This is a genomic window from Actinomadura sp. 1N219 (genome assembly GCF_044326405.1).
Classification (GTDB): Bacteria; Actinomycetota; Actinomycetes; order Streptosporangiales; family Streptosporangiaceae; genus Spirillospora.
Genome location: NZ_JBIRAY010000013.1, coordinates 176,423 through 189,225 on the forward strand (window position 1 = coordinate 176,423; position 12,803 = coordinate 189,225).

The following is a 12,803-nucleotide window of genomic DNA, read 5'->3' on the forward strand; positions in this document are numbered from 1 at the left end:
CCGTGACCCCCTCGATCGTCATCGACCGCGTCACGAAGAACTTCACGCTGCGGCACGCGCGCTCGATCAAGGAGATGAGCGTCCGCGCGTTCCGCCGGCAGAGCCTCTCGGACCGGTTCCGCGCCCTGGACGAGGTGAGCCTCACGATCGGCCAGGGCGAGACCGTCGCGCTGATGGGCCTGAACGGGTCGGGCAAGAGCACGCTGCTCAAGCTCATCTCGGGCGTCATGCAGCCGGACGAGGGGTCGGTGCTCGTCCGGGGCCGCGTCGCGGGGCTGATCGACGTGGGCGCCGGGCTGCATCCGGAGCTGACCGGACGGGAGAACGTCTTCCTCAACGGGGCGATCCTCGGCATGTCCCAAGCGGAGATCACCCGGAAGTTCGACGCGATCGCGGAGTTCTCCGGCGTCGAGGACTTCCTGGACGACCAGGTGAAGTTCTACTCGTCCGGCATGTTCATGCGGCTGGCGTTCTCGATCGCCGCGCACACCGAGCCCGACGTGTTCCTGATCGACGAGGTGCTGGCGGTCGGCGACCCGCCGTTCCGGGAGAAGTGCCTCGACCGCATCCGCGAGCTGCGCGGCGAGGGCCGCACGATGGTCATCGTCGCGCACGACGTCCGGATGCTGGTCGGGCTCTGCGACCGCGGCGTCACGCTGCGCCAGGGCCGGGTGATCTTCGACGGCGCGACGGAGGAGGCCGGCCGGCTGGTGACCGAGGACCGTGCGGCGCGCCGTGCCGCCGCGGCGGGAACCGCGGTCCGGTCAGGCTTCACGAGCGGGCCCGCACACGGAGAAACCGGTGGATAGGGTGTCCCGAGCCGCGGCCGGGGGGCCGCGCGCGCCGGTGCGGGACCAGGGGAGAGATGCGGTGTTGACCAAGCAGGAGTCCGCGTGTCCGTTGCTCGACGACGTCCATCGCATCGTCGCCGACCGGGCGTGCTCCGTGCTGTCCCTGGACATCTTCGACACGGTGCTGTGGCGGCGCGTCCCGCGCCCGACGGACGCGTTCGCGCTGCTCGGCTCCCGGCTGCGGGACGCGGGGCTCTGCCCGCCCTGGGTGACGGACGCGACGTTCCGCCGGATGCGGATCGCCGCCGAGGAGGCGGCCCGCCGCGGACGCGACGCCCTCGGCACCGAGGTGTCCCTGTTCGACATCTGGCGCGCCATGCCGGCCGGGATCTTCGGTTCCGCGCCGCTGGAGCAGCTCGTCGGGGCGGAACTGCGGCTCGAGCGCGAGCTGACCGTCGTGGACCTCGACGTCGCCGAACTCGTGAAGGCCGCACGGAAACAGGACGTCCAGGTCGTCCTCGTCTCCGACACCTACTTCACCGAGGACCAGCTCGCGCACCTGCTCGACCGTCCGGAGCTCGGCCCGCTGGAGGACGTGCGGATCTTCCGGTCGAACCAGCACGGCGCCGCCAAGGCGTCCGGCCTCTGGGAGATCGTCCTGCGCGACCTGGGCCGCAGCCCGGAGCAGGTCGTGCACGTCGGCGACCACGAGGTCGCCGACCATGAGGTGCCGTCCGAGCTGGGCGTCCGCACGGTCCACTACCGCCGGTTCGACGTGCCGCACCTGGACGTGCTGAAGCGCGAGCGCGAGCCCGTCGAGCCGTTCGGCGACCACGCCCCCGACCTGGACGACCGGCACGGCGACTTCGGCCTGACCAGCCTGCGCGCCAAGGCCGTCCATTCGGGCGTCCCGTTCACCACGTCCGCGCTGGACGTCGCGTGGCGGTTCGGCGCCGGCGTGCTCGGCCCCGTGCTGACCGGCTTCGCCGAGTGGGCCGCGGCGAAGGCGCACGAGGCGGGCACCCGCAGGCTCTGGTGCTCGATGCGCGAGGGCGAGCTGCTGTCCCGGCTGATCAACGAGGCGGCGCGGGCGCGCGGCTGGGACGTCGAGGCCAAGCCCGTCTGGCTGTCGCGGTTCGTGACGTCGCTGGCGGCCCTCGACCCGCACGACACCGACGCGGTGCACGCGTTCATCCGCACCGGCTACCGGCTGACCGTCCGGCAGACGCTGTCGGTCCTGGAGCTTCATCCCGGCGACGTGCCGGGCCTGGCGACCGAGCTCGACACCGTCATCGACAACGGGGACGTCGCCGGCCGCGTGGCCCGCGCGCTGACCGAGACGCCGCACCTGTCCAACCGGCTCGCCGTGACGGTCACCGCCGCCCGCGAACGCATGATCAAGTCGCTGCGGGACGCCGGCGCGCTCGACGGCGCGGCGGCGCCCGGCCGGGCCGGCGACGCCGGTGAGCTGACGCTCGTGGACCTCGGCTGGGGCGGCACGATCCAGCGGCAGCTCGCCGCGGCCCTGAAGATCGCGCGCATCGGCGTCCGGGTGTCGGGCCTGTACCTGGCGACCGACGACCGCGCCGAGCGGGTGTACCTGGCCGGGCTGCGCGCCGAGGGATACCTCGCACAGGCCGGGCACCCGGCGCACATCGCCGCGACCGTCACCCGCAGCCCGGAGATCGTGGAGCAGTGCGTCAACGCGCTGTGCGGGTCGCTGATCGGCTTCACCGAGGACGGCGGGCCGGTCCTCGGGGAGACGTCCGACTCGCCGTCCCAGAACGCCGAGCGCCGGACGGTGCAGGACGGCATCCTGGCGTTCCAGCACATCTGGAACAGGTACGTCGCCGCGTCCGGCGGCGCCTGGCCGGACCTCACCCGCCCGGGGCCCGGCCGCGACCGGCTGGCGAGGATCCTGGTCGCCGCGCTGGAGTCGCCGACCGCCGACGAGGCCGCCGTGTTCGGCAACTGGACGCACGAGGACAACTTCGGCTCCTCGCTCGTCACGACCCTGCTGCCCGCCGACCTGAAGCCCGCCGTCCCGTACCTGTCGCCCGGCGACCTCGACGACCTGCACATGCGCGACTCGTTCTGGCCGGCGCTGATCGCCGCGTCCGACACCGGGCTCGGCGCCATGGCGCGGGCCATCGCCGACGGCGCGATCGACGCGGAGGCGTTCGAGCCCGCCGGCGAGCCGTACGAGACGCGGCTGCGCTACCGGACGGCGGACGGCCAGTGGCACGACCCCGTCCGCCGCCGCGTCAGGATCAACCACAACGGGCTGTCGTTCGCGCGGCTCGCGTTCGAGCACCACGACACCGTCGACATCTCCCTGGCGATTCCCGGCCGTCCCGCGATCGTGCGGGTCGACTGGATCGAGGCCAAGGTCATCGCAGGCGGCCGCCGCCGCGAGCAGGTGCTGCGCTGGGACCGGCCGGAGGACTTCGTCGGCCTCCACTACGCGGACTGCCGCTACCTCGGCGGCAACCTGATGGAGTTCGACGCCCCGTACGCGGCGGTGTGGCTTCCGCTCGCCCGCCGTGCCGGGGTCCCCGCGGTGTCGTCCGGGCAGGTCACCATCGCGTTCGCGGTGCTGCCGCAGTCGATGACCGGCATGGCGCCGCGGATGCCGGTCGACCGGAGGGCCGAGCGGTCCGCGCGGGCCGCGCGGCTCACCGAAAGGCTCCGCGAGGAGTACCGGACGGCCGGCGTCAAGGGCGTCGCGGTCGGCGCCGGACGAGTGGCCAGGAGGAAGCTCGGTGACACCCGATGAGTTCACGCGCGCGTCAGGCGCGGACCGGCCCGGGCATCAGGTGACCGGATCCCGCGAGGACCCGCACGCGCAGGCCCGCGCCGCCCGCGCGCAGCCGCTGCTGCTGCACTCGATGTCGCTGTTCCGGGAGCTGTTCGAGACGATCTTCGCGCACCGCGAGATCGCCACGGTGATCGAGGTCGGCGTGGAGTCCGGGCAGGTCAGCTCCGTGTACGCCGATCTCGGCGCGACGGTGCACTGCGTCGAGCCCGCGCCGGGCGACGAGCTGCGCGCCGCCCTCGCCGAGGACCCGAGGCTGAACCTGGTCGAGGGCCTGTCCCCGGCGGTGCTCGGCGAGCTGCCGGTCGCCGACCTGTACGTCCTGGACGGCGACCACAACTATGCGGTCACCCGCGCGGAACTCGCGTGGATCATGGCGAACGCCCCGGACGCGGTGGTCGCCATGCACGACGTGCTGTGGCCGTGGGGGCGCCGCGACCTCTACTACCAGCCGTCCCCCCTCGCGCCCGAGGACGCGCACCCCGCCACGACGGACGGACCGACGGTCTGGCACGACGACCTCACCCCCGCCGGATTCGTGGGCGACGGCGTGTTCACGGCCGCCGTGGACGCCGGCGGGCCGCGCAACGGCGTCCTCACGGCCGTCGAGGACGCGCTGGCCGATGCCGCCGCCGATGCCGATGCCGACGCCGCTGGCGGCTGGCGGTTCACGATCGTCCCCGCCGTGTTCGGGTTCGGCGTCCTGATGCGGACGTCCGCACCCGGCGCGGAGGAGATCCTCGAGGCGCTGCGTCCCCTGACGTCCTCGAACCTTCTCGCCGCCCTGGAGAACAACCGGATCGCGCTCTACACCCGCGTCCTGCAGCTGCAGTACGAGGCGGCCGCCCGGACGGACGAAGCGGACCGCCTGACCGAGACCGTCAACGGGCAGCAGCAGGAGATCGCGGGCCTGCGGGCCGAGCTCGACCGGGCCAGGGCCGAGAACGCGACGAGGCGTCAGGAACTGGACCGGTTGCGCGCCGCCTCCGTCCCGCAGCCGGTCCGGGAACCGGAGCTGAGCGAGGCCGTGTCGCACCTTGGACGGGCCCTGTCCGCCCGTATCCGCAAGCCCCCCGGGAGCGCGCGATGAAACCCGAGTCCGTGCTCCCCGAGAGGCGCCTCCGGCTGGTCGCGCTGCTCGCCTTCCTCGGCTTCTTCGCGGTCGGCGGCGGATGGGCGATCGCGATGCCGTGGGACGGCGGGACGGACGAGCAGCCGCACGTCACCCGGGCGGCGGGCGTCGTCAGCGGCGGGATGTTCGCTCCTCCGGAGGAGATCCGGGTGCCGAACATCAAGGATCCGATTCCCGGCGTCTTCCAGTCGGTCCCGGCGGGTGTGGCGCGTCAGTCGCCGGCCTGCTTCGCGTTCGATCCGAAGAAATCGGCCGCCTGCCTGGAGGACACCGCCACGGATTCGCCGCACGACCAGGTGAGGGTGTTCACCTACACGGGACGCTATCCGCCCACCTACTCCTTGGTCGTCGGGTGGCCGTTGAAGTGGTGGCCGAGCGAGACCGGACTCCTGCTGGCCCGGCTGATCAGCGCCGCGCTCTCGGCCGCGTTCCTCGCCGCCGCGGTGTACAGCGTGCTGGCGTGGTCCCGCAGGCCGTTCCTGCTCGCCGGGCTGCTCGTCGCCACGACGCCCATGACGATGCAGCTCGCGGGCATGGTCAACCCCAACGGCCTGGAGATCACCGCCTCCATCGCCATGTGGACGGCGGTGATCCCGCTCGTGCTCGGACGCGGCCCCGTCGATCGGCGGCTGCTGATCCTCTTCGCCGTCTCCGCCGTGACGGTCGCCTGCATCCGGCCCGCCGGTCCCATGGCCGTGGCGGTCGCGCTGGCGGTTCTGCTCGGGACGGCCGGCCGCGCCCGCCTCGGCGGGCTGGCACGCGACCGGCGCGTATGGGTGGCGGGCGGCGTCATCGCGGCCGCGTGCGCGGCCTCGGCGGTGTGGACCCTGGTCATGCACGCGACCGGGCTCGTCCCGACCCCCTACGAGTCCGGGCACGATGCGCCCGACGCGCTCAAGGTCATCGCCGTCTGGCGGGTCGCGTTCTACTGGAAGTCGATGGTCGGCATCTTCGGGTGGACGGACGTCGAGTTGCCGGACTCCTTCTACGCCCTCTGGTTCGCCGCGACGGGGTTCCTCCTCATCGCGGCGCTGGCCGCGGGGCGGCGCAGCGACCGGCTCCGGCTGGGACTGATCGTCGTGGCGGCCTTCGTCCTGCCGGTGGTGATGGACACCGTGGGCTCCAAGACCATGGGGATGATGGCGCACGGCCGGTACATCCTGCCCGTCGCCGCCGGGGCCGCCCTCATGGCGGCCTACACCGTCGACCGGCGCGGCCTGCTCGCGCCGCGCGTCGCGGGGTCGGCGGCGGGCTGGCTGGCGGTCGTCCTGCTGCCCGCGCACCTGATCGGGCTGGCGTGGACGATGGTCCGGTACCAGCACGGCTTGTACACCTGGGTCGTCCCGCCGGTGAACCCGCTCTCCGGTGACTGGCGGCCGCCGCTCGGCTCGGCCACGGCCCTGGTGACGGCGGTGGCCGGGCTCGCCGCGCTCGGCGCGATGGTCCGGCTGGCCAACGCCCCGGCGACCGCCGACACGGCGGCTCTGAGAGAAGGATCTGAAAATGACGGACTACGTCTCGACCGTGGCGATGCAGCGGGACACGTGGGGAACCTTCCTCGACCCTGATCCCCGCCTGGCCGACGCCGAGAATCCGCATGAGGCGCTGGAGATCCCGATCCAGGGCGGGCACCACGCCGACCTGGAGACCTTCGCCGGCAAAAACGCGATCTTCGACCGGACGGCTGCCAGGATCCGGGGCGTGGACCTCGCCTACGAGGACCAGTGCAGCGCCTACCACTACTTCGACCTCTTCGGCCGTGTCGAGCGCTGCCACGGCGAACTGTCCAGGCTGGTCGACGTGGGCGTCTTCATGGGCGGCTCCGCGGCCGTCCTGGCCGGCTGCGTCGAGCCCATGGGGCTGGAACTCGACCTCGTCGACGTCAACGACGCCTACCTGCAGTTCACCTACGAGCGCCTGCGCCGCGCCTTCCCGCGCGCCATGACCCGTGTCCGCATGTTCCACGGGGACCTGCCGACCTACGCGGCCGTCGTGCTCAGCTCCCAGCCGCAGACGCGGGCGCTCGTCCACCATGACGGGGCGCATGGCTTCGACCAGGTCATCCGGGACTTGAGCGCGCTGTTCTTCGTCCGCGACCGGGTGCACGGCCTGGCGATCCAGGGCACCCACCTGCGCGGCGACATCAGGTATCTCAACTTCGTGGACGCCGCCGTCTACGCGATGTTCGGCGTCGGCGTGAAGTACGAGCCGCTCGGCGCGAACTTCCCCGTGGACGCGCCGGTGACCGTCCCGAACGAGTGGGACGGGAACTACTTCCTGGCCGGGCAGCCCGAAGGCATGTACGTGCCGTTCGACGGAGTGGAGTGGAGGTACCCGCACCCGACGATGGAGCTGGACGACTTCCTCCCCGTGAAGGCCCCACCCGCCGGCTGACCGAATGTGGCCGGATGTGGACATAGGGGTGGAGAGGGTTGTCCGATCTTTCCCGCAGGTTGACCTGGTGACCGATTTGGCGAGGAGAGTCACGCATCTGGGGGCCTGTTCCATTGAATGAGACGCGGGGATGCCGCAAGCTCTTTACCCTGTGCTGTGTAGGCAGATGTAGGAAACCAACCCGGCCACCCCCAGGCGTTCCATACACTCCCGCGACTCCAGGGGTCTCTCGACGTGACGGACATGGCGAGCGGGTCCGCGATGGCGCGGCTCACGAAGCCCGACCGCGTCTATGTGGGCTGGCGCTACGCGCAGGTGCACCCCGATCCGGGGCCGCCTCCAGGGCGCCCCGAGCGGCCCGAACGGGCCCCGGCGGCGGCTTTGGCGCGGCGGCCGGGCGAGCACATGGCGGCGAGCCCGCTGCGGATCGTGTTCGGCGGGGCGCTCGTCTGCGTCGTCCTGTTCCTGCTGTGCGGCGCCGCGGGCGTGATCCCGTGGGCGTTCGCGGCCGTCGCGCTGCTGGCCTTCGCGATCGTGCTGGGCATCACCGGCGGCGCGCTGTGGCGGGACGAGCGAAACGTCCGTGAGCGGATCGCGCACGAGCGGGACATCGAGGAGCGCGAGCGGGCCGTCCGCGAGCGGGAGCTGGACGCGGCCGAGCAGGCGTATGCGAAGGCCCGCTCCGACTGGGAGCGCCGCAGGTCGGCCTACGAGGGGCAGCGCGAGTGGTATCCGGTCGCCGTCCCGCCCGGCGTCGACCGGGTGGACGTCGTCGGCGGGACGCTCGCAGGGTGGTCCGCGGCCGTCACGACGATGGGCGCGGCCCGGCTCGCGGTGGGGGCGCGGCTCACCGTCATCGACCTGTCGGAGGGCGCGGTCGCGCACGACCTGCTGCGGCTGGCCGCCGACCGCGGCGACGACCCGCTCGTGTGGGTCCTGCCCAACGACCTGCCGCGCCTGGACGTCACCCGCGGCCTGAACCCCGAGGCGCTCGCGGACGTGCTGTCGCTGGTCGTCAGCGCGGGCGAGGAGGAGGGCGGCACCCGCGACCTGTCGTTCGACAACTCGATCCTGGAGCGGATCATCGACGTCCTCGGCCCGGACGCGACGATCCCGCGGATCACCGCGGCGCTGCGCGTGCTGGCCCAGGTCGGCGACCCGCGCGACGATCTGCGCAAGGGCCTGCTCACCGACGACCAGCTGGAGCGGATCGCGACCCTGTTCGGCCGCGACGCCACCGACCGCATCGTCGTCCGCCGCGCCTGGGCCCTAGAAGCACAGCTCCGCAAGCTGGAGAAACTCGCCACCGAACCCGTGGGGCTACCGCCGTCCCGCCTGCACGTCGTCTCCATGGACAGGCGGGCGGGCGTCTTGACCAACCGGATCCTCGGGACGTACGTCACGACCGCGCTCACCCACCGGATCAGGGAGGCCCCGCCTGGTGGCCGCTGGGACCACACGCTGTTCCTCTGCGGCGCCGAGAAGCTGCGCGGGGACGTCCTGGACCGTCTCATCGACGCCTGCGAAGCCACCGGAACCGGACTCGTCCTGATGTACCGGTCGATCCCGGACCACGTCCGCGAGCGCCTCGGACGCCGCGGCCACGCCGCGGTCGGTTTCATGCGGCTCGGCAACCCCGAGGACGCCCGGGTCGCCGCCGAGCACATCGGCGCCGGCCAGCCGCTCCTGGTCGCGGAGATCACCGATTCGGCCGGTGAGACGCTGTTCGACGTCGCGGGGGAGAGCTACGCCAGCACGGTCGCCTACGCCCGCCCGACCGGCGACGGCCTCACCGACCCGGTCTGGTCGCCGCTCCCCGCCCCCGCCGCCGACGACTCGGCACTCGTCGAGGGCATCAGCTCGGCCACGGCATGGGGACGCACCGTCGCCGACCACCGCGACGACGGCGACACCAACGGCAAGCAGCGTTTCCGCGAGCTCATGGTGGAGCCCCCACAACTCCAGGAGTTGCCGCCGACCGCAATGGTCTTCACCCATTCGGGCACAACAGGCCGCCGCATCCTCCTCGTGGACGCCAACCCGGGCATCATCACCCTGCCGACCGCCCATTCAATGGAATTCGAGGAGTACCTCCGCGAACAGGAGACACACTCCCAGCCCGACGACGAGGCCGAAGTCGACGCCGAAGTCGACGCCCCGTCTCCCGCGCCCGTCCCCGAACCAGCGCCACCGGCAGCGCCGCCGGCCGCCCCCGCTCCGCGCCTCCTCCAACCCTCCCGCGCCCGCCACGCCCTCCCACGCGGCGCCGCGGCCCCTCGCCCCGTCCGGATAGTCCCACCTCTAAAGCCGAACGGCCGCCACAAAGCCGACCCCCCGTCCTCCCCCTGACGGCCCCATTCACGCCAGCGCGCAAGCACACGAGACCGCCCACCCGAGAGCGCGGCTGTGGTTGATCGTGGGGCTCGGCCAGGTGGGGGTGATTGGTCGACTCGGTGTCGGCGGTGGGGTGGTGGCCGGTTTCGGGTGGGCGGTGGCGGTGGGAGCTTGTGGCGCGGAAGGATGTCGGGGTGACGCCGTCTGCTGGTTCGCCGCCTCCTGGAATGCCGCCGTACCGGAGGGGGTCGGGGTCGCCGCCGATGGGGATGCGGGCGTCCGGTGGGCGTGGGGTTCCGGACGTGCCGGCTGGGGGGCGGGGGCAGGTATCGGGGGACGAGGCCGTCCTGCCGGGGCCCTGGTATCGGATTCAGGCCATACCGGCGCCGCAGCGGGACGCTTCGGCTGAGTGGGACTTTGTGAGTGTGCTGCCCGCGGCGTTGTCGGCGGCGCGGTTGGGGCGGCCGTTCGTTGTGGGGTGGTTGTCGGCGGGGGGTGGCGCGCCGCTTGAGCTGATCACCAATGCGGGGCCGATCAGCGGGGTGGGGGACGGGCTGCTGTTCCCGAGCGGTGCGCGTGGCGTGCCGATCGGGGACGGGTGGTTGCGGCAGGCCGAGCGGATGGCGTGGACGCGTTGCCCAGGGCGGCTCGCTCCGCAGGTTGGGCGTGCGGACGCCGGGCCTGGGTTGTTCGAGGCGACGCTTGTCACGTTGATGGAGCGGCCGTTCGGATGGTTCGTCGTCGCGGATCCGTGCGATGAGCGGTTGATCGATACCGAGATGCGGGAGCTGCATCACGAGTTGCGGATGTTGCGGCGGGGCGAGGACGAGCAGGCGCGGCTGGCGGTCGCGCGGGCCGATCAGCGGCTTGCGGAGTTGGACGCGTTCCGCGAGGCCGGGCTCTGGCGGGTCAGGGTGGTGGCCGGGGCGGCATCGCAGGCTGAGCTGGGGCAGATCGCGCCGGTGCTCGTCGGGTCGATGGAGCTGGGGCACCATCCCTACCGGTTGAGGTCGGGGCAGGGCGGCGGGTCGTTCGCCGGGACGTTGCGGCCTGGGGCCGAGGCCGCTCCGGCGCGGTCGGTCGTGGAGCCGGACGAGCGGTTCCCGTTCGTCGCCACTGCGGGGACGCTGGCGGCGCTGGCGGGGTTGCCTCGCAGGGAGGTTCCGGGGCTGCGGGTGCTGGACGCCGGGTACTTCGATGTGACGTCCGAGACCGATGGGCAGCCGGCCGAGAGGGCGGAGGACGCGCAGATCGAGCTGGGCGCGATCCTGGACGGGCAGGATCGGCAGGTCGGGCGGCTCACGGTCCCCCGGTCGACCATCAATCGGCATGTGTTCGTGACGGGGGCGACGGGCGCCGGCAAGTCGCAGACCGTCCGGCATCTGCTGGAGCAGCTGACGCGTGCGGGCATTCCGTGGCTGGCGATCGAGCCGGCGAAGTCGGAGTACGCGGCGATGGCGGGGCGCATTCAGGATCTCGGCGGGCCGGTCACCGTGGTGAATCCGTCCGACCCCGACTCGGTGCCGTTGTCGGTGAATCCGCTTGCGCCCGAGCCGGGATATCCGGTGCAGGCGCATATCGACATGGTGCGGGCGCTGTTCCAGGCCGCGTTCGACGCCGAGGAGCCGTTCCCGCAGATCATGGCGCAGGCGCTGCAGCGGGTCTACGAGAACAACGGGTGGGACGTGGTGACGGGCGCGGGCGTGCCCGGGTCGTTGATCGAACCGGCCGTCCCGACGTTGGAGCAGTTGCAGAACGCCGCGCTCCAGGTCATTTCCGATGTCGGGTACGGGCGGGAGCTGATGGCCGACGTCCAGGGTTTCGTGGACGTCCGGCTTCGCTCGTTGCGCATCGGCTCGGCGGGACGGTTCTTCGAGGGCGGCCATCCGGCCGACATCGGCGGGATGCTCCGCGACAACATCGTGCTCGCGATCGAGGATGTCGCGAACGATGAGGACAAGGCGTTCCTCATGGGGACGCTCATCATTCGGATTGTTGAACACTTGCGCATGCGGGAGCGGCGCCGCGACCGGACGGACGGGCCCGCGCTGCGGCACGTCATCGTGATCGAGGAGGCGCACCGGCTGCTGCGCAACCGCGGCCCGGAGCGCACCAGTTCGCATGCCGTCGAGCTGTTCGCCGGGATGCTCGCCGAGATCCGCGCGTACGGCGAGGGGATCATCGTCGCCGAGCAGATCCCGACCAAGCTCGTCCCGGACGTGATCAAGAACACGGCGCTGAAGGTCGTGCACCGGCTGCCCGCGTTCGACGACCGGCACCAGGTCGGCGCGGCGATGAACCTGGACGACGACCAGTCCCGCGAGGTGGTGTCGCTGCGTCCGGGCGTGGCGGCGGTGTTCGCGGACGGCATGGACCGTCCGCTGCGGGTCCGCGTCCCGCTGGGCGAGGGCCGCGAGTCGGAGCTGCCGGGCCCGCCGCCGCCCGTGGACGGCCGCCGGTCGGCCGCGTGCGGCTGCGAATGCCGGTCCGGACGGGCCTGCACGCTGTATGAGCTGCGTGAGGCCGACCTCGTCGCCGGGCATGCCGATTGGGCGTGGCTGCGGCTGTGGGCCGACACGCTGGTCCTCGCCCATGTCGTGAACCGTCCGATGCCCGCCGTCCCGCTTGAGCTGGGACGCGCCTGGTCGCGGCTGGCTCCGCGGCTGCGCGAATGCGCGCTCGCGACGGTGGTGGAGCGCGCTGTGTCGCGGCGGTCGCGGGCGCTGCGGACCGCGTACCCGCCGTCCGAGCTGACCGCCGCCGTCGCGAAGGTCGCCGGACGGCTCCTCGGCGGCGAAGCACCCGGGACGGCGCCCGGCCCGAACTGGGTCGTCCCGCAGGTCAGATGGCTGCACGAGCTCGACCGCCTCTTCCCCTACGGGGACGACCGCGTCCCGGACAAGCACGCGTCCGCCCCGCCGCTCGACTACCAGCTTCCCGGCCTGAAGCAGCCGCCGGACCCGAAGCTCGGCCACCGCCTCCGCGCGCTGCGCCGCCACCCGCTGTCGATGGAGCTCGAACGCAACCGTCCCGTCGCGCTCACCGCCCTCTACGGCGACGACGACCAGGCGGGCTTCTACCAGGACCTTCCCGTCGTCGCGATCGGCTTCGACGAGGAGGAGCAGATCGACCACGTCGCCGAGACGATGCGCGTCGGCGAATGGCTGGAGCCCGTCCTGAGCTGGTTCGACCGCTTCGTCGCCCCGTTCGAGGACCCGTCCGCCGGCCTTCCCTTCCTCGGCCGCGGCGCCGGCGCGGACGCAGAGTGACCGGACGAATCAATCACGTTCCGGAATAAACCCACAGGTTGCTACGATTGGGCGCTAAATTCTGCCCC

General features: G+C 72.4%; 7 protein-coding genes. All 7 read left to right on the plus strand.

Annotated elements, in window-relative coordinates; translation table 11 throughout:
- Positions 1-2 precede the first annotated feature (2 nt).
- The 7 genes from ACH35V_RS33245 (at position 3) to ACH35V_RS33275 (ending at position 12,735) form a co-directional block, all read left to right on the plus strand.
- Entirely contained in the window at positions 3-809 is an 807-nt protein-coding gene (locus tag ACH35V_RS33245; protein ID WP_395978609.1) for an ABC transporter ATP-binding protein, read from the plus strand.
- A 61-nt stretch (positions 810-870) separates the two neighbouring features.
- Positions 871-3,567: an HAD family hydrolase gene (locus ACH35V_RS33250; protein WP_395978611.1), complete on the plus strand. Its 2,697-nt coding sequence runs from the start codon at positions 871-873 to the stop codon at positions 3,565-3,567.
- Positions 3,554-4,696 carry a class I SAM-dependent methyltransferase gene (locus ACH35V_RS33255; protein WP_395978613.1) on the plus strand — a complete coding sequence of 381 codons (1,143 nt, stop codon included), beginning with the start codon at positions 3,554-3,556 and terminating at the stop codon, positions 4,694-4,696. Before ACH35V_RS33250 ends, ACH35V_RS33255 begins: the two co-directional genes overlap by 14 nt.
- Positions 4,693-6,306, plus strand: coding sequence for a DUF2142 domain-containing protein (locus ACH35V_RS33260; protein ID WP_395978615.1), 1,614 nt, complete (start codon positions 4,693-4,695; stop codon positions 6,304-6,306). The genes ACH35V_RS33255 and ACH35V_RS33260 overlap by 4 nt, the downstream gene beginning before the upstream one ends.
- Positions 6,242-7,132 (plus strand): class I SAM-dependent methyltransferase, encoded by an 891-nt coding sequence (locus ACH35V_RS33265; RefSeq protein ID WP_395978617.1) that lies wholly within the window; start codon positions 6,242-6,244, stop codon positions 7,130-7,132. The genes ACH35V_RS33260 and ACH35V_RS33265 overlap by 65 nt, the downstream gene beginning before the upstream one ends.
- 243 nt (positions 7,133-7,375) lie before the next feature.
- Complete coding sequence (locus tag ACH35V_RS33270; protein WP_395978619.1) at positions 7,376-9,481, plus strand: hypothetical protein; 2,106 nt, start codon at positions 7,376-7,378, stop codon at positions 9,479-9,481.
- Positions 9,482-10,245: 764 nt separating this feature from the next.
- Positions 10,246-12,735 carry an ATP-binding protein gene (locus ACH35V_RS33275; RefSeq protein WP_395978621.1) on the plus strand — a complete coding sequence of 830 codons (2,490 nt, stop codon included), beginning with the start codon at positions 10,246-10,248 and terminating at the stop codon, positions 12,733-12,735.
- Positions 12,736-12,803 lie beyond the last annotated feature (68 nt).

Bases quoted from the DNA above. Each gene is read 5' to 3' on its own strand.
- ACH35V_RS33265 (WP_395978617.1), top strand. From the start codon at position 6,242: ATGACGGACTACGTCTCGACCGTGGCGATGCAGCGGGACACGTGGGGA.
- ACH35V_RS33275 (WP_395978621.1), top strand. From the start codon at position 10,246: ATGCGGGAGCTGCATCACGAGTTGCGGATGTTGCGGCGGGGCGAGGAC.
- ACH35V_RS33260 (WP_395978615.1), top strand. From the start codon at position 4,693: ATGAAACCCGAGTCCGTGCTCCCCGAGAGGCGCCTCCGGCTGGTCGCG.
- ACH35V_RS33270 (WP_395978619.1), top strand. From the start codon at position 7,376: ATGGCGAGCGGGTCCGCGATGGCGCGGCTCACGAAGCCCGACCGCGTC.